This is a genomic window from Pseudomonadales bacterium (genome assembly GCA_024234165.1).
GTDB lineage: Bacteria > Pseudomonadota > Gammaproteobacteria > Pseudomonadales > UBA5518 > UBA5518.
This window is the reverse complement of sequence record JACKOP010000005.1, coordinates 283,467-303,686: the sequence shown is the minus strand read 5'-3', so window position 1 is coordinate 303,686 and position 20,220 is coordinate 283,467. Positions and strand designations below refer to the sequence as shown.

The 20,220-nt window shown below is 65.5% G+C and carries 22 protein-coding genes and 1 riboswitch; of the genes, 14 read left to right on the top strand and 8 right to left on the bottom strand.

Annotated features, from left to right (window positions below; genetic code table 11):
- Window positions 1-121: 121 nt before the first annotated feature.
- The 3 genes from H7A12_16455 to H7A12_16445 all read left to right on the top strand — a co-directional run bounded on the left by H7A12_16455 (window position 122) and on the right by H7A12_16445 (window position 3,206).
- A complete protein-coding gene (locus H7A12_16455; GenBank protein ID MCP5322374.1) occupies window positions 122-325 on the top strand; it encodes a CBS domain-containing protein in 204 nt (67 codons plus the stop codon).
- 114 nt (window positions 326-439) lie between these two features.
- Window positions 440-1,627, top strand: a complete 1,188-nt coding sequence (locus H7A12_16450) for a PilT/PilU family type 4a pilus ATPase (protein ID MCP5322373.1) — start codon at window positions 440-442, stop codon at window positions 1,625-1,627.
- A 79-nt stretch (window positions 1,628-1,706) separates the two neighbouring features.
- Window positions 1,707-3,206 carry a wax ester/triacylglycerol synthase family O-acyltransferase gene (locus H7A12_16445; GenBank protein MCP5322372.1) on the top strand — a complete coding sequence of 500 codons (1,500 nt, stop codon included), beginning with the start codon at window positions 1,707-1,709 and terminating at the stop codon, window positions 3,204-3,206.
- A gap of 44 nt (window positions 3,207-3,250) precedes the next feature.
- Here H7A12_16445 and H7A12_16440 read toward each other — a convergent pair whose 3' ends face one another.
- From H7A12_16440 to H7A12_16420, 5 genes are all read right to left on the bottom strand, one after another.
- Window positions 3,251-4,342 carry an enterochelin esterase gene (locus H7A12_16440; GenBank protein ID MCP5322371.1) on the bottom strand — a complete coding sequence of 364 codons (1,092 nt, stop codon included), beginning with the start codon at window positions 4,340-4,342 and terminating at the stop codon, window positions 3,251-3,253.
- Between the two features lie 49 nt (window positions 4,343-4,391).
- A complete protein-coding gene (locus tag H7A12_16435; protein ID MCP5322370.1) occupies window positions 4,392-4,610 on the bottom strand; it encodes a (2Fe-2S)-binding protein in 219 nt (72 codons plus the stop codon).
- A gap of 107 nt (window positions 4,611-4,717) precedes the next feature.
- Window positions 4,718-5,182, bottom strand: a complete 465-nt coding sequence (gene bfr, locus H7A12_16430; protein ID MCP5322369.1) for a bacterioferritin — start codon at window positions 5,180-5,182, stop codon at window positions 4,718-4,720.
- A gap of 68 nt (window positions 5,183-5,250) precedes the next feature.
- The gene (locus H7A12_16425; protein ID MCP5322368.1) at window positions 5,251-5,670 is read right to left on the bottom strand and encodes a TIGR01244 family phosphatase; all 420 of its coding nucleotides are present in this window, start codon (window positions 5,668-5,670) and stop codon (window positions 5,251-5,253) included.
- Between the two features lie 82 nt (window positions 5,671-5,752).
- Complete coding sequence (locus tag H7A12_16420) at window positions 5,753-6,589, bottom strand: SDR family NAD(P)-dependent oxidoreductase (protein ID MCP5322367.1); 837 nt, start codon at window positions 6,587-6,589, stop codon at window positions 5,753-5,755.
- A 176-nt stretch (window positions 6,590-6,765) separates the two neighbouring features.
- Here H7A12_16420 and nrdR point away from each other — a divergent pair, with 176 nt between their 5' ends.
- From nrdR to ribA, 9 genes are all read left to right on the top strand, one after another.
- Entirely contained in the window at window positions 6,766-7,248 is a 483-nt protein-coding gene (nrdR, locus tag H7A12_16415; GenBank protein ID MCP5322366.1) for a transcriptional regulator NrdR, read from the top strand.
- A gap of 41 nt (window positions 7,249-7,289) precedes the next feature.
- Window positions 7,290-8,378, top strand: a complete 1,089-nt coding sequence (gene ribD / locus H7A12_16410) for a bifunctional diaminohydroxyphosphoribosylaminopyrimidine deaminase/5-amino-6-(5-phosphoribosylamino)uracil reductase RibD (protein MCP5322365.1) — start codon at window positions 7,290-7,292, stop codon at window positions 8,376-8,378.
- Window positions 8,379-8,420: 42 nt separating this feature from the next.
- On the top strand, window positions 8,421-9,083 hold the full coding sequence (locus H7A12_16405; GenBank protein MCP5322364.1) for a riboflavin synthase: 663 nt from the start codon (window positions 8,421-8,423) through the stop codon (window positions 9,081-9,083).
- Window positions 9,080-10,189 carry a 3,4-dihydroxy-2-butanone-4-phosphate synthase gene (ribB, locus tag H7A12_16400; protein MCP5322363.1) on the top strand — a complete coding sequence of 370 codons (1,110 nt, stop codon included), beginning with the start codon at window positions 9,080-9,082 and terminating at the stop codon, window positions 10,187-10,189. The genes H7A12_16405 and ribB overlap by 4 nt, the downstream gene beginning before the upstream one ends.
- Window positions 10,190-10,274: 85 nt before the next feature.
- Complete coding sequence (ribE, locus tag H7A12_16395) at window positions 10,275-10,745, top strand: 6,7-dimethyl-8-ribityllumazine synthase (GenBank protein MCP5322362.1); 471 nt, start codon at window positions 10,275-10,277, stop codon at window positions 10,743-10,745.
- A gap of 22 nt (window positions 10,746-10,767) precedes the next feature.
- Window positions 10,768-11,232, top strand: coding sequence for a transcription antitermination factor NusB (gene nusB / locus H7A12_16390; protein MCP5322361.1), 465 nt, complete (start codon window positions 10,768-10,770; stop codon window positions 11,230-11,232).
- Between the two features lie 11 nt (window positions 11,233-11,243).
- Window positions 11,244-12,197: a thiamine-phosphate kinase gene (thiL, locus tag H7A12_16385; GenBank protein ID MCP5322360.1), complete on the top strand. Its 954-nt coding sequence runs from the start codon at window positions 11,244-11,246 to the stop codon at window positions 12,195-12,197.
- Window positions 12,198-12,202: 5 nt separating this feature from the next.
- The gene (locus tag H7A12_16380) at window positions 12,203-12,868 is read left to right on the top strand and encodes a TIGR02281 family clan AA aspartic protease (GenBank protein ID MCP5322359.1); all 666 of its coding nucleotides are present in this window, start codon (window positions 12,203-12,205) and stop codon (window positions 12,866-12,868) included.
- A gap of 102 nt (window positions 12,869-12,970) precedes the next feature.
- Window positions 12,971-13,573: a GTP cyclohydrolase II gene (gene ribA / locus H7A12_16375; GenBank protein ID MCP5322358.1), complete on the top strand. Its 603-nt coding sequence runs from the start codon at window positions 12,971-12,973 to the stop codon at window positions 13,571-13,573.
- A gap of 14 nt (window positions 13,574-13,587) precedes the next feature.
- On the opposite strand, the gene dxs is transcribed toward ribA, so the two are convergent.
- From dxs to H7A12_16360, 3 genes are all read right to left on the bottom strand, one after another.
- Window positions 13,588-15,507: a 1-deoxy-D-xylulose-5-phosphate synthase gene (gene dxs / locus H7A12_16370; GenBank protein ID MCP5322357.1), complete on the bottom strand. Its 1,920-nt coding sequence runs from the start codon at window positions 15,505-15,507 to the stop codon at window positions 13,588-13,590.
- Window positions 15,508-15,612: 105 nt separating this feature from the next.
- Window positions 15,613-16,521, bottom strand: a complete 909-nt coding sequence (locus tag H7A12_16365; protein ID MCP5322356.1) for a polyprenyl synthetase family protein — start codon at window positions 16,519-16,521, stop codon at window positions 15,613-15,615.
- Entirely contained in the window at window positions 16,514-16,915 is a 402-nt protein-coding gene (locus H7A12_16360; protein MCP5322355.1) for an exodeoxyribonuclease VII small subunit, read from the bottom strand. The genes H7A12_16365 and H7A12_16360 overlap by 8 nt, the downstream gene beginning before the upstream one ends.
- A gap of 31 nt (window positions 16,916-16,946) precedes the next feature.
- Between H7A12_16360 and H7A12_16355 the strand changes: the two genes are divergently transcribed.
- A complete protein-coding gene (locus tag H7A12_16355) occupies window positions 16,947-17,840 on the top strand; it encodes an LLM class flavin-dependent oxidoreductase (GenBank protein MCP5322354.1) in 894 nt (297 codons plus the stop codon).
- Window positions 17,841-17,903: 63 nt separating this feature from the next.
- Window positions 17,904-18,009, top strand: a riboswitch (TPP riboswitch).
- Between the two features lie 59 nt (window positions 18,010-18,068).
- Entirely contained in the window at window positions 18,069-20,219 is a 2,151-nt protein-coding gene (locus H7A12_16350) for a TonB-dependent receptor (protein ID MCP5322353.1), read from the top strand.
- Window position 20,220 lies beyond the last annotated feature (1 nt).

Genomic DNA, 20,220 nt, shown 5'->3' with positions numbered 1-20,220 from the left:
GCTTCCTGGCAACCCTTGCGCCCACTTCCCAGCCCCGTGCAAACTCTTTGCATTCTGGCCGGCTAAATCCGGCTTCTTCCGGGCTCTTCCGCCTCATTTATCGCGCTTTCACCCTGTATTTATCGCGCTCCTGAACAGCAACCTCCATGTTGCGAAGCTCAGCGACAACATCGTTGATATCGCGACGGAGATGCTCGCGCGCAAGATCCGCCGTCAGCCGGTGATCGACGATGACGGCAGGCTGATCGGGCAGATCACGATCCGCCAGATCCTGCGGGCCGTGAAGGCGTTCGCCTGGTCACAGGAGCGTGGAGCGTCTGCCTGAGGGCTTTGCTGCGGGCGGCCGTGATTGCGGTAAAAACGGAACGTGTACGTTCGCGCAGACGCGAGTGCCTGACTATGCTTGCTGACGTTCCTGCAAGCGCGGAGGGTGCGAGTCGTGACGTTCGAGGAATACCTGCGGGTCCTGGCCAGCAATGACGGATCCGATCTCTATCTCAGCACCGGCGCGCCGCCCTGCGCAAAGTTCCAGGGAATCCTGAAGCCCCTCGCCAGCGAGTCGATGCGACCGGGTGAGATTGCAGCGATTGCCGACGCGATCCTCGACGACGAGCAGCGTCGACAGTTCGCGCAGGAGCTCGAGATGAATCTGGCGATCTCCGTTCCATCCGTGGGGCGTTTTCGCATCAACATCTTCCGCCAGCGCAACGAGGTTTCGATCGTCGCGCGCAACATCACGATCGACATTCCGCGCTTCGACGATCTCGGCTTGCCACCGGTGCTGAAGGAAGTGGTGATGTCCAAGCGCGGCCTGATCCTGTTCGTCGGTGGCACCGGCTCGGGCAAATCGACTTCGCTGGCTGCGCTGATCGATCACCGCAACAGCACCAGTGGCGGGCATATCATCACGATCGAGGATCCGATCGAGTACGTGCACAGACACAAGAAGTGCATCGTGAACCAGCGCGAGGTCGGGGTGGATACGCGCAGCTTCCAGAGCGCACTCGTGAACACGCTGCGCCAGGCTCCCGACGTGATCCTGATCGGCGAGGTGCGCAACCGTGAAACGATGGAGCACGCGCTCGCCTTTGCCGAAACCGGGCACCTCGCGATCTCGACGCTGCACGCGAACAACGCCAACCAGGCGCTCGAACGGATCGTGAACCTGTTTCCCGAGGAGCGGCGCGCACAACTGCTGATGAATCTGGGCCAGAACCTGCGCGCCTTCGTTTCCCAGCGGCTGGTACGTACCGTCGACGGCAAACGCTGCGCAGCGGTCGAGGTACTGCTCGGCACCAAGACGATCGAGGAGCTGGTCATCAAGGGCGAGTTCGACAGTATCAAGGAGATCATGGCGAAGTCGGAGGCGCTGGGGATGCAGACCTTCGATTCCGCGCTGTTCTCGCTCTACAAGCAGGGTCGGATCAGCGATGAAGAGGCGATCCGCAACGCCGATTCGCAGAACGACGTACGCCTGCGCATCAAGCTCGACCGCTCTGGAGGGGATCTCTCGCGCCATTCGGACCCGGTGTCGCCGGCGACGCCGGCCTCGCGCTCCGCGCCGGGTCCCGGTGGTGGCTTCAAGCTCGAACTCGAGATGCTCGACGACGAACAGACGGGGGGCTGATGCCCCGATCGGGGCGCATCACCGCACAACCCGATTCGCGGTACATTGAGCCATATGACATCGCTTGCGGAGACGTCTCATGCAGCAGTTGAGCGGTCAGGATGCGATGTTCCTGTACGCGGAAACCGACAATGCGCCGATGCATATCGGCACGGTGCTCATCTACGATCCGGCGACCGCGCGCGGTGGCCTGGTACGATTCAAGGATATCCTGCGCATGTTCCGCGAGCGCAGCGATCGTTCGCCGGTGTTCACCCGCAAGCTCGTGCAGGTGCCGTTGCACATCGATCACCCGTTCTGGACCGACGCGGAAGATCCCGACATCGAATTCCACGTGCGGCACATCGCATTGCCGAAGCCGGGAGACTGGCGCCAGTTCTGCATCCAGATCGCACGACTGCATTCGCGTGCGCTCGATCGCGCGCATCCGCTCTGGGAGGCGTACGTGATCGAAGGGCTGGACAACGTCGAAGGCCTGCCGCCAGGCAGCTTTGCGCTGTTCCTGAAGGTTCACCATGCGGCGATCGACGGGGCGTCGGGAGTCGATATCGTCGCCGCCCTGCATGATCTCGAGCCGCGCCCGCAGGCCGCGCAGGCGCAGGAACCCCGCTCGCCGCACCCGAAACGCGATGCCGGTGACGAGTTCGATGTGCTGCGCCTGCTCGGGCGCAGCCTCGTGCACCAGCCGATCGGCGTGATCGAGATGCTGGGCCGTTCGGTCCCGGCCTGGCTGCGCGTGCGCGAGGGGTTGCGCGAGCGTCGCCTGCAATCGCTGGGCCGCAAGGAATGCACGCGCTTCAACGGCCACGTATCGGCGCATCGGGTGTTCGGCGCCATCACGATGTCGCTGCGCGAGGTCGCCGAGATCAAGGACAGCATCGACGGCGCGACGGTGAACGACGTGATGCTGGCGGTCGTCTCGGGAGCCATGCGCCGCTACCTGCTCGACAAGACCGAGTTACCGCAGAAGAGTCTGGTTGCCGGCACCCCGGTCAATGTGCGCGAGGAGGGGGAGCGGGGAGCCGGCGGCAACCGTGTCTCGATGATGAGCATTGCACTGCGTACCGATATCGCAGACCCGCTCGAGCGGCTGCTTCAGGTGCACGAGGCGGCGGTTGCATCGAAGGCTTATATCAGGGCGGTCGGGGCGAGGTTGCTCACGGACTGGACCAATCGCATGCCGGCGCGGATGGCTGCGCTCGGCTTGCGCGCTGCCACGGCGACGGGTCTGCTCGGTGCCACACGCCCGATCTTCAACACCATCGTGACCAATGTGCCGGGTGCACAGGTGCCGCTCTACATGGCGGGTGCGCGCCTGCTGCGTGCCTACGGTGTCGGGCCGTGTCTGGACAGCATCGGATTGTTCCAGGTCGTGACCAGCTATGCCGGGCAGATCGCGATCTCGTTCCAGAGTTGCCGCGACATGATGCCGGATCCGGGGTTCTACGAGTCCTGCCTGGACGGTTCGTTCGCTGAATTGCTGGCCGCAGTCAGGGCCGGGCCGGAGTTGCCGCCCGAGCACCGGACCCCGGGGCGTCGCGCCGGGGTTGTGCGCCGGAGTGGCCGGAGTCGGCGCTGATGGCCGATCGCGCGCGGTAGTCGATCAGACCGGCCACGTAGCCTTCAGCCGAGCACGTGGCTCAGGAACGGCAGGCTGCGTTCGAGGCGATGGTCGATGCCCGAATGCGTGCCGTCGAATTCCTCGTAGACGTGGTCGACGCCGTGCTGTTCGAGCGCACTCGCGAGCTGGCGACAGCCGTAATGGATGTGGAACTGATCGCGCCAGCCACAGTCGATGAACAGGCCGCGCAGTGTCTTCAGGTTCGCGCTGTAGCGCGCAACCATGTGTACGGGATCGTGTGCAAGCCAGCGCCTCCAGCGTTGTGGCAGCAGCGCGCCGGTTTCGAGGTCGAACGGCACGCGAAATCCGTTCGGTGCCTGCGGGTCGGGGTCGTAGCTTGCGGCCATCGCGAGGTTCATCAGGCACATCGATTCGCGTGACTCGAGTCGCTGCTTCTGCCAGACATGTTCGAGGAAACGTCGCACGCGCCCGTCGTCGGTGCCCGGTGCCGCATGCGCCGGAGCAGGGCGCCATGCGCCGGGTTCGAGCGCAGGCTGGCGAAAACGCGCGAGCTCGTCTAGCGTATTGGGCCAGTCGCTGCGATACAGGAAATCGAAGTACGCATCGCCTGAATGGTTCGCAACCGCACCCCAGCAGTGCGGATACTTCATCGCATGCACCATCGCGCCGTAGCCGCCAGAGGACTTGCCGAAACAGCCGCGACCATCGCGGCTGGCGATGCTGCGGAATTCGCGGTCGACGAAGGGCACGAGTTCGCGCGTCAGGTAATCGGCGTAGCGGCCTATCGCCGAGGAATTGATGTACTGGTTGCCGCCGAGCGCGGTGAAGCAGTCGGGAAACACCAGGATTGCCGGCTTCATGCGCCGCTCGTGGACCAGTCGTGCCGCTCGTTCCGCGAGGTTTTCCTCGAAACCGCGCCACGCCAGATGCCCTGGCCCCGAACCGAGATAGCCCGCGAGATCGAACAGTACCGGAAAGCGGCGGTGCGCTGCGCCCGCAAGATACTGCGGAGGCAGCCACACGTGCAGCAGGCGTGCGTGCGGATCACCGAGCGGATTGCCAGCGAGGACCTTTGACGTGTGCTCCAGGACGACCACCTGCCCGGTGGGCCAGGTGGGGCGCTTCAGCGCCATGTTCGTGCCGGTACCTGCCGTTCGTCCACGGGTCGTCGGCACACTGCCATCAGGCAGACAGCGCGAATGCCAGCCCGCTGGGGGCAGCGGCGGGAGCCGCCTGTTGCTGCTGCAGGCGACGCAGACAGTCACTCGCCTTGTTGCGGCAGCGACCGCAACGGGTTCCAACGCCAAGCGTGGATTCGAGGTGCGCCAGTGTCCGCGCACCGTTGTGCACCGCCTTGGCGATGTCGCGATCGGTCACGCTGTTGCAGATGCAGACATACATCGCACTGCTCCCACTATCGATGGAGGTGGCTGATGCGATGAACGTTATCTCAAATGAGATAGATTCGCAATACCAACAACTACCGATGCGGAAGCTCCCGTCGTCGTTTACATCTTCGATTGCAGATAGTTCTCGATGCCGATCTGCTGGATCAGTCCGAGTTGCGTTTCGATCCAGTCGATGTGTTCTTCCTCTGCCTCGAGGATGTCCGCGAACAACTGGCGGCTGATGAAGTCGCGCACGGATTCGCAGTACGTGATCGCCTCGCGCAGCGGCGGGACCGCCTCCAGTTCCAGCGCGAGATCCGCTTCGAGGATCTCGCGTGTGTTCTCGCCGATACGCAGCGTCCCGAGGTCCTGCAGATTCGGCAGTCCCTCGAGGAACAGGATGCGCTGTACCAGCAGATCGGCGTGCTTCATTTCGTCGATCGACTCGTGGTATTCGTGGTCGGCGAGCTGCGCGAGTCCCCAGTTGCGGTACATCCGGGCGTGCAGGAAATACTGGTTGATTGCGGTCAGCTCCTGTCGGAGCGCCCTGTTGAGGTGCTGGATGACCTGTCTGTCGCCTTGCATCGGTTCGCCTCCTCTGCGTGTCGCTGTCACGGCATCCTAACACGCTCGTGCAGCGCGGGCGTGCGCACCTAGATGCCGTGTTCGAGCACAGGGCGCAGACCAGTCAGGTCGTAACCAGCGCGTGCAGCCACGGAGATCACCTGTTCCGTGTCCCCGTATCCGGCGCGTGTCAGCGCCCACAGCATTGCCGAGCGTGTCCCGCTGCGGCAGAAGGCGAGTACCGGTGCGTGAGCCTGGGTGAGGAGCGCGGTGAACGCGCGTGCGTCCCGCGCACCGAGCGCACCCATGGTCACCGGCAGATGGTGGTACTCCAGTCCCGCCGCACGCGCCGCGGCCTCGATCTCGCGGGCCGAGGGTTGACCGGGATCCTCGCCGTCCGGACGGTTGTTGATCAGCGTGCGAAACCCGAGGCGCGCAGCCTCGGCGACATCCGGCACGGAAATCTGCGAGGTGACCGCGATGGCGTCAGTGAGCCTGCGCACGTCCATTCCCTGTTCCTCTGGCGAACCCTGGTCGATCGGAGCGCCACAGCATACGGATCGGCTGCGCGGGCGCAAATGATATCCCTGCTCAGTTGCGCAGGAGCCGCTTCAGCACCTGATCGATCGACCACTCCGGCAGCTTGTTCAAGGCGATGCGCTGCGGATCCGGCTTCACCGAGTACGCAGCCCGTGGCCAGCGGTCGGTCAGCGCGTCATGGACCGTGCGAGCGAGCAGCAGCGGATCGTGCGCCTTGTCCTGTTCCTTGACGGTCGCCTTCTTCAGGTTGTTCAGCAGGCCCTTGAAGTATTTCGATGACTTCGTGACGCGATCGAAATTCTCTTCGATGCTCGCCACCATGCCGGTGCGAAACGGCCCGGGCTGGATCTTGATCACGGGGATGTCGAGAAACATCAGCTCGCGACGCAGCGCGTCGGAGTAGGCCTCGATCGCGTGCTTGCTCATCGCGTAGGGCCCATTGAATGGCATCGCCGTCTGCCAGCCCGTTTCCGAACTGATATTCACGATCCGTCCCTTGCGTGCGAGCACGTGGCGAAACAGCGCGTGGTTCACTCTTACCGTGCCCATCACGTTGACCTCGAGCACGCGGCGCACCGTCTCCGGGTCGATTTCGACCAATGAACCGACGGCGAGAATCCCGGCGAAGTTCACGATGCCGTCGAGTCCGCGGCACATGGACGCCACCTTGCGCCGAGCCGCCTCGCAGCTCTGGGCGTCGGTGACATCGACGCGCAGCGGATAGATGTTCGTTTCGTTCTCGAGCTCCTCGAGCGCCTTCGCATCGTAGTCTGCGGCAAATACCATCCAGTCGTGCTCGGCCAGGTAGCGGGCCGTGCTCGCGCCAAGCCCTCCGGCGGCACCGGTGATGAACACGGTCTTGTGACTGTCGCCGTTCTTCGTGCTCACGCTGAACACCTCTCGATAGTGTGGTTTTTGCCGAGTCTACCGCAAGCGCTGAACGGTTGGCATCGTCTGGATCATGCAGGGCTGGATCATGCGGACGCCGTCCAGTCTCGTGCTCCGGCCGTTCACGCTTGCTGTGCTACCATGCGCGCCTCGCCACCATCCGTACTTTCCCGTTCATGCGCTGTCCGTTCTGCTCCGCAGCCGACACCAAGGTCATCGACTCGCGGCTGGTTGCCGATGGCGATCAGGTGCGTCGGCGCCGCGAATGTCTCGGCTGTTCCGAGCGCTTCACGACCTACGAGACCGCCGAGTTGATGCTGCCGCGGATCATCAAGCAGAGCGGGGTGCGTGAACCGTTCCACGAGGACAAGCTGCGCCAGGGGATAGTGCGCGCAATCGAAAAGCGCCCGGTGAGCGTCGAGCGTGTGGAACAGATGCTGAGCCGGATCAAGCACGCGCTGATCGCTACCGGTGAGCGTGAGGTGCCTTCGCGCGTGGTCGGGGAAGAGGTGATGCGCCAGTTGAAGGCGGTCGACCACGTGGCTTTCGTGCGTTTCGCGTCGGTCTACCGCAGCTTCCAGGACCTGAATGAATTCCGCGCCGAGATCGAACGCCTGGCCGAGGAGCAGGACGCAGGCTCTGCTGGCACGGCGGGGTGATTGCCGGCGTGGACGTGCAGACGAGCATCGATATCCGCCACATGGCGCACGCGATCGGGCTGGCGCGTCGTGGCCTGTACACGACGGCACCGAATCCGCGCGTCGGCTGCGTGATCGCGCGCGGCGAGCACGTGATCGCGAGCGGCTTCCATCGCCGCGCCGGTGAGGAGCACGCGGAAGTCGCGGCGCTGCGGGCGGCGCACGAATCGCCTGCCGGTGCCACGGCCTACGTGTCGCTGGAACCCTGCAGCCATCATGGGCGTACGCCGCCGTGCGCCGAAGCGTTGCTCGCATCCGGGGTGGCGAGGGTCGTCGTTGCCACGCGCGATCCCAACCCGCTGGTTGCCGGCGACGGCATCGCCTTGCTGCGTGCCGCTGGGGTCACGGTGGAGTGTGGCTTGCTGGAACGCGAGGCCCGCGCGCTGAATCCCGGGTTCTTCAAGCGCATGACGACTGGTTTGCCGTGGGTACGGATCAAGTTGGCGATGAGCCTCGATGGGCGTACTGCGATGGCCGACGGCAGCAGCAAGTGGATCACCGGTGTGGCTGCGCGTGCCGACGTGCAGCGCTTGCGCGCGCGCAGTTGCGCGGTCATCACCGGCATCGGTACGGTACTGCACGATGACCCGCGCCTCGACGTGCGTCTGGCCATGAATCCTGGCGAAGAGCAGGCGCCACGTCAGCCGCTGCGCGTGGTTGTGGACTCGCAGGCCCGCACGCCCATCTCGGCACGGTTGCTCGGACCGCCCGGCGAGGCCATCGTCGTCACCGCCGGTACCGACACGGTCCGAGAGGGAGCGCTCACCGCCGCAGGCGCGAGGCTGTTGCATCTTCCCGGCGAAGACGGGCGGGTCGATCTGCGCGCGCTGCTCGAATACCTGGCGGCAGCGCAATGCAACGAGGTGTTGATCGAGGCGGGTGCGGCGCTTGCCGGCGCAGTGCTGCGTGCGGGGCTGGCCGACGAGCTGGTGTTCTACGTCGCACCGGCGCTGCTCGGCAGCTCGGCACGAGCGCTGTTCGAGCTGCCATTGACCACAATGGGCGAGAAGGTGGTGCTGCATATCAGTGATGTCAGTGCAGTCGGTGACGACTGGCGGATCACCGCCAGCGTGGCTGCACAAGCAGCCTGATGCGGGCGGCAGCGGATTCATTTGGGCGAGGCAGGAGTTCGGATGTTCACGGGAATCATCCAGGCGATCGGAGAGCTGCGCAGGATCGAGCGTCGCGGTGGTGATGTGCGTCTGCATGTCGGCAGCGGCCAGCTCGGGATGCAGGATGTGCGTCATGGCGACAGCATCGCCACCAACGGCGTCTGCCTCACTGTCGTCGATTGCGGCGACGACTGGTACTCGGCCGACGTTTCGCTGGAGACGCTTGCGCACACCACGCTGGGTTCGCTGGCGACCGGCTCGCGCGTGAACCTCGAGAAGGCAATGGCCGTCGGGGAGCGGCTCGGCGGCCATATCGTCAGCGGTCATGTCGATGGCGTCGGGGAAGTCGTGTCGCTGCAGTCAGATGGGCGCTCGACACGCTATCGCGTGCGTGCGCCGCAGGCGCTCGCGCGCTACATCGCGCACAAGGGGTCGGTCTGCGTCGATGGCGTCAGTCTGACCGTGAACGCGGTCGACGGTGTCGACTTCGACCTCAACATCATTCCGGTCACAGCCAGTGAGACGATTTTTGGCAACTACCGGGCAGGAACGCGCGTGAATCTCGAGGTGGACGTGATCGCGCGCTACCTCGAGCGCCTGTTGCTCGGCGATGCGGCGGCACGACCGGCCGTGACTGGCATCAGCCGTGAATTCCTGCGGCGCAACGGTTTTGACGCATCATGAAGTTCGATACCACACAGGAATTGATCGACAGCTTTCGCCGTGGCGAGATGGTGGTGCTGGTCGACGACGACGACGATCGACTCGGCGGGGTGCTGCTCGCGCCGGCGGAGGATATCGGCGCCGACAAGATCAACTTCATGGTGCGCCAGGCGCGCGGCCTGGTGTGCCTGGGACTGAGCGCCGAGCGCTGCGCGCAGTTGCAGTTGCCACCGATGGTTGGCGGTTCGCCAGGCCCGTTTGCGAGCCGGTTCACGGCATCGATCGAAGCGGCGGAGGGTATCAGCACCGGAATTTCGGCTGCCGACCGCGCCCATACGATTCGCGTCGCCGTTGCTCGCGGCGCGCAGCCGCGCGACGTGGTGCAGCCCGGGCATGTGTTTCCGTTGCGCGCCGAGCCTGGCGGCGTGCTGAAGCGTGCCGGTCACACCGAGGGCGGCTGTGATCTGGCGCGACTCGCAGGCTTCGAACCGGCAGCGGTGATGGTCGATGTGCTGAACGGCGACGGCACGCTGGCGACCGGTGAGGCATTGTTTGCATTTGCACGCCGTCATGGATTGCGCGTCGGGACCATCGCCGGATTGATCCAGTTCCGCCTGAACCACGAGACTACCGTGCAGCGCATCCGTGAGGGTGATGTGCAGACGGCCCGGGGACTGTTCCGTCTGCATGTGTTTCGCGATGTCGAGGACGGTCAGGTCCATCTTGCACTGGCGCGTGGGCAGATCGATGCGCATGCGGCGACGCTGGTGCGCGTGCAGCAGACGGCGGCACTGCGCGATGTGCTGGGTACCGATGTGCCGGGCAGGGCGCGTGACTGGAACGCAGCGCGCTGCCTCGAGCGCATCGAGCGCGAAGGCAGCGGGGTGCTGGTGCTGCTCGCGCAGCCGGAAACCGGAGAACAGTTGCTCGCCAGTGTGGAGGTTGCACTTGGCGAAAGTGCCGTGGGCGGGTTGGTGCGCACGCGCAATGCGCTGAGCGTGGTCGGTGTCGGTTCGCAGATCCTGCGCCAGCTCGGCGTCGGCAGGATCCGGTTGATGGGCCCACCAATGCGCTACAGCGCAATTTCGGGTTTCGGACTCGAGATCGTCGAGCATCTCGACTATTGATCCGCGCCGTTATCGTTGATGGTCGGCATGCGCTTTTGATGGCAGAATTGGCGCTCTTTTCGCATACCCACGGCAAGGCAGGCAAATGGACGCGATCAGGACGGTGGAAGGCGTGTTCGCGCCGGGACAGGCACGGTTTGCGCTGGTGGCGAGCCGCTTCAACAGTTTCGTGGTCGAGAGTCTGATCGCCGGCGCGCTGGATACGCTGCGCCGCCACGGTGTGGCAGCCGAGCGGATCACGCTGGTGCGCGCACCGGGCGCCTTCGAGCTGCCGCTGGTGGTACAGAAGGTCGCCCGCAGCGGCAACTACGATGCGGTCGTGGCGCTTGGCGCGGTGATCCGTGGTGGAACCCCGCACTTCGAGCACGTTGCCGGAGAGTGCACCAAGGGAATCGCGACGGTGTCGCTGCAGACCGGCGTTCCGGTTGCGTTCGGTGTGCTGACCGTCGATACCATCGAACAGGCCATCGAACGTGCTGGCACCAAGGCCGGCAACAAGGGTGAGGAGGCCGCCTTGTCTGCCCTCGAAATGGTCAGCCTGCTGGCCCGCCTGTGAGGCTCTCGCGGAGACCGTCCCGTTGACTGACAGCGCACCGGAGCAGCAACGACGCCAGCTTGCCGCTGCACGCCGCAAGGCGCGCCACTATGCGGTACAGGCGCTGTACCAGTGGGCGATCAGCGCCAATGCGTTGAGCGACATCGAGCGTCAGTTCAGCGAGGATTTCGACTTTCGCGGCGCTGATTGCGACTATTTCCACGAAATCCTGCATGGTGTTCCGGCCCGCCTCGCGGAGCTGGAATCCGCCTTTGAACCGCATCTCGACATCGAGCTGGAAAAACTGGGGCCGGTGGAGCGCGCCGTGCTGCGCATCGCCACGTGGGAACTCGCCTGGCGGCCTGACGTTCCGTACCGCGTGGTGCTGAACGAGGCGGTGGCGCTGGCGAAGAAGTTCGGCGCCACCGAGAGCCACCGTTTCGTGAATGCCGTTCTCGACCGGGTCGCACGTGATCTGCGCGCGGCGGAAAGCGCGCGCACGCGCTGAGGGAGACAGACGTGGCGCTCGGCGAGTTCGAGCTGATTGCGCGCTACTTCGCTGCTGAACGCTTTGCGGTTCCTGCTGCCGCCGGTGTCGTGCTCGGCATCGGTGACGATTGCGCCATCGTGCGCGTGCCTGCGGCCGAGGATCTGCTGATCTCGGTCGACACGCTGGTTGCTGGCGTGCACTTTCCGGCGGACTTCGATCCGGCCCATCTGGCACAGCGTGCACTCGCGGTGAATCTCAGTGATCTGGCTGCAATGGGTGCGCGCCCGGCGTGGTTCACGCTCGCGTTGACTCTGCCCGAGGTGGACGAGCCCTGGCTGGCTGCCTTCAGCGGTGCGCTCGCGGCTTTCGCTCGGCGCTTCGGCATTGCGCTGGTCGGCGGTGATACCACCCGAGGTCCGCTGTCGATCACGGTGCAGGTGCATGGAACCGTGCCGGCGGGCAGCGCGTTGCGTCGCGACGGTGCGTGTGCCGGTGATGAACTGTGGGTCAGCGGGCAGCCGGGGCTCGCGGCGCTCGGCCTGCGACACATCCTTGCAGGCAGTGTGGAGACGGCCGCGGCGCGCGTGTTTCTGCAACCCGAGCCACGCCTTGCGCTGGGTGCGGCGTTGCGCGGCGTGGCGAGTGCGGCGATCGATGTGTCCGATGGCCTGCTTGCAGACGCCGGACACATCGCCGAGCGCAGTGGTGTCGCGATCGTGGTAGAGCCTGCCCGGTTGCCGCTGGCAGCGGAGCTGGCTCAGCTCGCTGACCGTGACGATGCGCTTTCGCTGGCGCTGGGCGGGGGTGACGACTATGAGCTGTGTTTTACGGTGGCGCCGACACGTGCGGCTGAAATCATGGCCATGGCGAACGAGCTTGGACTGGCGTGCACGCGCATCGGCCGCGTCGAGCAGGGAGCGGGGGTGCGCGCCGCAGGCTTCGTGCCGCAGCGTGCAGGCTACCGGCACTTCACGGGCGCATGAGCACGATGCGGGCATCAGCTTACAGGCACGGACCGGCGGCATGCCTGCTCGCGGCATGGCTTGCGTTGGGCGCAGCCGCTGGCGATGCCCAGACGGACATCGTCGCCAGCGCGTTGTTCGAGGGGCGCGCACTGCTCGCCATCGACGGTGCGCAACGTATGCTGCGCGTGGGTGAGACCTCGCCCGAGGGCGTGAAGCTGCTGGCGGCGAATGCACGCGAGGCGCTGGTCGAGGTCGGGGGTCGGCGCGTGACGCTCGCTCCGGGACGCAGTGGAACGGGTGGATTCGTGGCACCTGCGCGGCGCGAGGTCGCGATCGCGCGCAGCGAGCGTCACCAGTATGCGGTCCCTGCTACCGTGAACGGGCGTCAGACACGGATGCTGGTAGACACCGGCGCCAGCGTGATTGCGATGAACTCCCGCGAGGCGCGTCGTCTCGGTATCGACTACCGGCTGCACGGCACGACCAGTTCGGTGCAGACCGCCGCTGGCGTGGTGCCTGCCTGGTCGGTGCTGCTCGATCGGGTCGAGGTCTCGGGAATCGTGGTGCGCAACGTCGCGGCGGCGGTCATCGAGGGTGACTATCCGGCGGATGTGCTGCTCGGCATGTCGTGGCTGGGACGGGTCACGCTGCGCGAGGCGGACGGAGTGCTGTATCTCGGCGAGAAATGATCCGTCGTCGTTTGCCGTTCGTCGTTGGCCGTTCGTCGTTGGCGGCACGCGGCGGTTGACTGCTAGAATCGCCCCCCTTTCTGTCGGCCGGAGCCGCGTGCAGTGTCCATCCGCTACATCGCCTCGTCGCGCCTGCCCACGCCGTGGGGCGTGTTCGACATGCACGGCTTCGAGGACATCGAAAACGAAAAGGAGCACATCGTACTGACGATGGGCGATGTCGCCGACGGTGAGCCGGTGCTCGCACGTATCCATTCCGAATGCCTGACTGGCGATGCGCTGTTCAGCATGCGCTGTGATTGCGGAGCGCAGTTGCGCACCGCGCTCGAACGGATCGCGCGTGAAGGACGCGGCGCGTTGCTCTACCTGCGTCAGGAGGGGCGCGGCATTGGCCTGCTGAACAAGATCCGCGCCTATCATCTGCAGGACGAGGGCGCCGACACGGTCGAGGCCAACGAAAAGCTCGGCTTTGGTGCCGACATGCGTGATTACGGCATTTGTCGGGAGATGTTGCGCCACTTGCGTATCACGGCACTGCGTCTGATGACGAACAATCCGCGCAAGGTGGCCGCGATCGAGGACATGGGCGTCAGGGTCGTCGAGCGTATTGCGATCCGCACCGGCCAGAATCCGCACAACGTGCGCTATCTCGAAACCAAGGCAGGCAAGCTCGGTCACTGGATGCAGGAAGACCCGGGCGGCTGAAGCGAAAGCAGACTTCAGGCAGAGGCTTGCAGGCTGCCCTGCCGCGATGCGGCAAGACGCGCGCGTACCGCTGCCTCGATTCCCTCGGCGTCCAGCCCTGCGTCGTGCAGCATCGCCGCCGGCTTGCCATGCTCGAGGAAGCGGTCCGGCAAACCGAGCATGAGCAGCGGCAGCGTGATGTCGTGCGCGGTGAGGAACTCGCCGACTGCGCTGCCCGCTCCGCCGGCGATCGCGTTCTCTTCGATGCTGACCAGCAGCGCATGGCTGGCGGCGAGTTCGAGGATCAGGGCCTGGTCCAGCGGCTTCACGAAGCGCATGTCGACCACGGTGGCGTCGAGTGCGGCGGCGGCGGCAAGCGCCGGCGCGACCATCGAGCCGAACGCGAGCATGGCGACCTCGCGGCCGTGCCGGCGCACCACACCCTTGCCGATGGGCAGTGCGTCCAGTGCCGGTTCGATCGTGGTTCCTGGGCCGTAGCCGCGCGGGTAGCGCACCGCAGCCGGCCCGTCGTGCAGGAAACCCGTCGACAGCAACTGGCGGGTCTCGTTCTCGTCGGATGGTGCCATCACCACCATGTTCGGCACACAGCGAAGATAGCCGAGATCGAAGCTGCCGGCGTGAGTGGGACCGTCCTCGCCGACCAGCCCGGCGCGGTCGATCGCAAACAGTACATCGAGGTTCTGCAGCGCGACGTCGTGGATCAGTTGGTCGTACGCGCGTTGCAGGAACGTCGAGTAGATCGCGACGACGGGTTTCATGCCTTCACAGGCGAGCCCGGCTGCCAGCGTGACGGCGTGCTGCTCGGCAATCGCCACATCGTGGAAACGCTCCGGAAAACGCCGCGCGAACGCCCCCATGCCCGAACCCTCGCACATGGCGGGCGTGATGCCGATCAGGCGGCGGTCGCGTTCGGCCATGTCGCACAGCCAGGCACCAAAGACGTCCTGGTACTTCGGTCGTACCGCGCGTGGTCGGGCGCCCGCGACACGTGGTGAAGGATCGATCTTGTCGATGGCATGGTAGCCGACCGGGTCGCGTTCGGCTGGCGCGAAGCCCTTGCCCTTGACGGTCATCACGTGCAGTAACTGGGCACCCTTCAGCTCGCTCACGTTGCCCAGCGTGCTGACCAGCAACGGCAGGTCGTGACCGTCGATCGGCCCGATATAGTTGAACCCCAGTTCCTCGAACAGCGTTCCCGGGGCCACCATTCCCTTCATGTGTTCTTCGGTACGTCGCGCAATTTCCAGCGCAGGGCCCGGCAGCCGCGACAGTACACGTTTGCCGCCCTCGCGCATGTTGTTGTAGATGGGGCTGGCCCACAGACGCGCGAAGGCCGACGCCAGCCCGCCTTCGTTACGCGAGATCGACATCTGGTTGTCGTTCAGGATCACCAGCAGGTCGGCGCCGGTGTGTGAAGCATGATTCAACGCTTCGAACGCCATGCCGGCGGTCATCGCACCGTCGCCGATGATGGCCACCGCCCTGCGGCTTTCGCCGCGTGCGCGTGCCGCGAGCGCCATGCCGAGTGCGGCGCTGATGCTGGTGCTCGAGTGTCCGACACCGAAACAGTCGTACTCGCTCTCGGCGCGATTGTTGAATGCGGCGAGTCCGCCGGCCTGGCGGATCGTCAGCATCTCCTCGCGCCGACCGGTCAGGATCTTGTGCGGATAGCTCTGATGCCCCACGTCCCACACCAGTCGATCACGCGGTGTGTCGAACACGTAGTGCAGTGCAACGCTGAGCTCCACCACGCCGAGACCGGCTCCGAAATGTCCCCCGGTGTGACCCACTGCATAGAGCAGGTACTCGCGCAGCTCGTCTGCGAGCTGGCGCAGATCCGCTTCGTCGAGCGCGCGCAGATCGTATGGAAAATCCACACGGTCGAGCAGTGGCGTGGACGGACGCGACACGGGGATTTCCTGGAAGAGTTTCATGCCTGCGAGCTTCCTGCGCATGGACCGGCCAGCACGGGCCGGGAAGGGTGGCAATTCTAACCGATCGCGTCGCGTGGTGTGCCTGCAGAGGGTGTCGCGCGCCGCTCAGCGGTCGCGTTCGACGACGAAACGTGCAATGTCCGCCAGCGGTGTGGCCTGTGCGCCGAGTGGTGTCAGTGCGGCCAGCGCCTGTGCGCACAGTTCGTGCGCAAATGCACGCGCTCCGCTCTCGCCGAGCAGGGTGACATAGGTTGGCTTGGTGCGCGCCGCATCGGAGCCGGGTGTCTTGCCGAGTGCAGCCGCGCTGCCGCAGGCGTCCAGAACGTCGTCCTGCACCTGGAATGCGAGTCCCAGTGCGCGTGCGTAAGCATCGATCGCTTCGAACGCCGCGCCGCGTGCTCCGCCGAGCAGCGCTCCCATGTGCAACGCGGCACCGATCAGCGCCCCGGTCTTGAGTTCGTGCATGGACGCCAGCGTGACAGCATCGATCGCTCGCCCGACGTGGGCGATGTCGATCGCCTGACCGCCGACCATGCCCCGGCTGCCACTCGCGCGTGCCAGCGTTGCGACCAGCGCCAGCGCCAGTGTGTCGTCGGTCGCTTCGAGAGCGCACAGCAGTTCGAAGGCCAACGCCTGCAATGCGTCACCGGCGAGGATCGCGGTGGCCTCGTCGAAGGCGCGATGACAGGTCGGAACTCCGCGGCGCAGATCATCGTCGTCCATCGCCGGCAGGTCGTCGTGGATCAGCGAGTAGGTGTGGATGCACTCGATCGCGCAGGCGACGCGGTCGGTGTCGGCGGCGCTGACACGGCTGCCGCCGAGTGCGTCGCCTGCGGCATAGACCAGCACCGGGCGCAGCCGCTTGCCGCCAGCAAGCAGGCTGTAACGCATTGCAGCGTGCAGTCGTCGATCGCCGCTGCCGATCAGGGCGGTGTCGAAAAGTGCCGCCAGCGCCGCTTCGGCACGTTGGCGGTAAGCGTGCAGCGGATCGTCGTGCCGGGGGACGTCAGCCATCGTCGTCTGCGTCAACGTCGCCTCGTTCCGCGCCCAGATCCACGTCCCTGTCGTCGCCAAACGCTTCGGCGTGCATGGCGCCGTCCTGTGCCGTCAACAACTGCACCCGCTGGCGCGCCTGCGTCAAGGCCTGTTGGCACTCCTGCGTCAGCCGTACGCCGGCCTCGAAGGCCTTCAGGGATTCTTCCAGGCTGAGGTCACCGTGCTCCAGTCGTTCGACGAGCGCTTCGAGTTCGGCCAGCGCCTTCTCGAAATTGCGGGGCTTGCGTGGTGCGGACACGGCGATGGACCTGCGGGGCGGGATGAACGGCGCGACAGTAGCTTGCCCGCAATCACAAATCAACGCGGCAGCGCCTGCGTGGACGCAGACGGCGCTGCGGCTGGCGGATATCATCGACGCGCGCCACTTCAACGGAGGATCAGCGATGCGCTACGGCGTCTGCCTGCCATACATGAAGCGTGATTACGATCGCGATACGCTGCTCGCCTGGTGCCGGGCGATCGACGCCGGGCCGTGGGACAGCCTGTCGTGCGGGGAGCGCATCACCGGCCCTACCTGCGATATGCGCATCCTGCTCGGCGCAGCCGCCGCACTGACCACGCGCGTGCGCATCGTGCCGTCCCTGTACGTGCTGCCGATGCACTCGGCCGTGTGGGCGGCGAAGGAGATCGCCACGCTCGACGTGGTATCCGGCGGGCGCGTCACGGTGACGGTCGGTGTCGGCGGGCGCGAGAAGGACTACCGTGCAGTGGGTGCGACGTTTACACATCGCCACGAACGCATGGACGCGCAGGTCGCCGAGATGCGCCGCATCTGGGCCGGAGTGCCGCCGTTCGAGGGTGCCGACCCCGTCGGTCCGGTGCCGGTGCAGCCCGGTGGGCCGCCGATTCTGGCTGGCGCGATGGGACCCAAGAGCATGCGCCGCGCCGCCGAGTGGGCGCAGGGTGTGTACGCATTCTCGATGAACGGCGAAAAGCACGAGGTCGCGAACATGCTGCAGATGGCTGACGCGTCGTGGGAGTCCGCAGGACGCGCGGACCGGCCCTACCGCATGGCCGGGTTCTGGCACTCGCTGGCCGATGCTGCGGCGCCGCGTCTGCGCCAGTACGTGCACGACTATCTGAAGATCGCCGACGAGAACGTGGCAAACCTGGTTGCCGGTTCGATGACGCGTTCCAGTGCAGACGCTGTGCGTCGTGTGATCGACGACTATCATGCGCTCGACGTCGACGAGATCATGTTCGTTCCGGTCACCGCCGATCTCGCCGAGATCGAGCGGCTGGCAGAGCTGATGGACCGGCTCGGCGTGCGTTCGTAGATCTGCTGGGAAAACATCCGGCGGAAAAACCCGCGCCGTTCGCCGGAAACCCGGGTTATACTCCGGGCCTCCTGGGGGTGGGTCACGCCTGAGACACCGGAATGGTCCGGTGAACCCCTTGAACCTGATCCGGATAATGCCGGCGAAGGGATGGGAATGTGCGCATCTTCCGTTGCGTGTCCACGTATCCATAGAGCCGGTCCGGATCTCCTGCCAGGGAGGTCACGGATGCATCGTGCCTTTGTTTCACCGCGCGTCGTGTGCGCGCTGTTGGTGCTTTCACAGTGGAGCGTGGTCTCCGTGTCCGTCGCAGCAACGGCGGAGCGCATCGAGGAGGTCGTGGTTAGCGCACGCCTGCTGCCGAAGTCGCAGGATACGGTGGCCGCCAGCGTCAGCGTGTTGCCCGCCGCGCTGATCCGGGAACGGCAGGCGCGGCATTTCGAGGAGTTGCTGAACGCGGCGCCGAACGTGAACTACAGCGCCGGGGCTTCGCGTGGGCGATTCGTGCAGATCCGCGGCATCGGCGAGCGCAGCCAGTTCGTCGATCCGGTCGACCCCTCGGTGGGGTTGTACATCGACGGCATCGACTTCAGCGGGCTGGGCAACGCCGGCACGCTGTTCGACGTCGAGCAGGTGGAGATCCTGCGTGGTCCACAGGGCAGCGCCTTCGGCGCCAGCGCACTCGCGGGGCTGGTCAATCTGCGCTCTGCGGCACCGACGCATACACCCCTCGCACGCATCGAGGCCGGCGTATCGGACTACGGCGGCAGTACGCTGGGTGCGGTGATCAGCGGCAGTCTGACCTCCGATCTGCAGGGGCGGCTCGCGTTGCATCGCAACCGCAGCGACGGCTACACCAGGAACGATTACCTGCGGCGCGACGACACCGCCCGCATCGACGAAGACACGCTGCGCGCGCGGCTCGTCTGGCAGGCGAGCGATATGCTGGAGCTTGGGCTGACGGCGTTGCACGTCGATGCGCACAATGGCTATGACGCCTGGTCGCTCGACAACAACCGTCACACACTGTCCGATCAACCAGGGCGCGACTACCAGCGCAGCAGTGCGGCTGCGTTCAGTGCGCAGTGGCGTGGCGCAACCGCCTTCGACGTGCAATTGCTCGCGACCTGGATGGATACCGGCAGCGACTACGCGTACGACGAGGACTGGTCGTACCCCGGGCTGTGCGATGGCAGTGCATGCGAAGGCTGGGAGTACGCATCGAGTGATCGTTACCTGCGTACAGCCGAAGCGCGCAGTCTCGATCTGCGCCTCGTAGGGCATCCGGGCGCGCTCGGCTGGGTCGCCGGCGTGTACGCCACGCGGCGCGACACAGGACTCGAGCGCGAGTTTTACGACTGGGATCTCGACGGGCCGGGAGAGTTCAACAGCGACTACCGCAGCGGTCATCTCGCTGCATACGGCGAGATCGAGTGGCAGGCGAGCGAGCGACTGAGCTTGAATGCCGGTCTGCGTGTGCAGCGCTTCGAGGCACGCTATCGGGACTCGCTCGGCTTGCGTGAAAGGCCGGCAGACTGGCTGCGTGGCGGGCAGCTCGCAGCGCAGTACGACGTGGGCGCGAATGCCATGCTGTACGCACTGGTTGCGCGCGGCTACAAGGCTGGCGGCGTGAACGGCGAGGCGATCGGCAAGGCACGCAAGGCCGGGTTGGACCCGACGATCCTGGACTTTCTCGCCACGCGCAGCGAATACGCCGCCGAGACGCTCGACAATTACGAGATTGGCTGGAAATACTCGCGCCCCGACGCTGGATTGCGCCTGGCGGTTGCGCTGTTCTACATGGACCGGCGCGACGTGCAACTGAAGGCGTGGTACATCGAGGGACAGCAGTTCGTAGGCTATATCGACAATGCGGGCACTGGCAGCAATTACGGTTTCGAGTCGACGCTGGACTGGCAGGCCACGCAGCGCCTGCGCATCGACGCTTCGCTCGGCCTGCTCGAGACCAGGATCGACGGTTTCGTGGCCAACGACCCCGATCGCGGCTTCGTCGATCGCAGTGGCCGCGCGCAGGCGCAGGCGCCGAAGTGGCAATTCCGCGTGGGCGCAGAGCTCGTCGTGCTGCAGCACGCGTATCTTCGATTCGAATGCGAGGGCAAGGATGCTTACTACCTTTCCGATTCCGACGATCAGAAGAGCGATGCGTTCGGCCTGCTGCACCTGGGTGCCGGCTGGCGTGGCGAGTCTCTCGAGGTCGGTGCCTGGGTGCGCAACGCACTCGACAAGGACTACGCGGTGCACGGCTTCTACTTCGGCAATGATCCGCGCAAGTTCTACGTGAACGAACCGTACTGGCAGTTCGGTCCACCGCGTGTGGCCGGCGTCAGCGTCGCCTATCACTTCGAAAGAGGAAAATGAG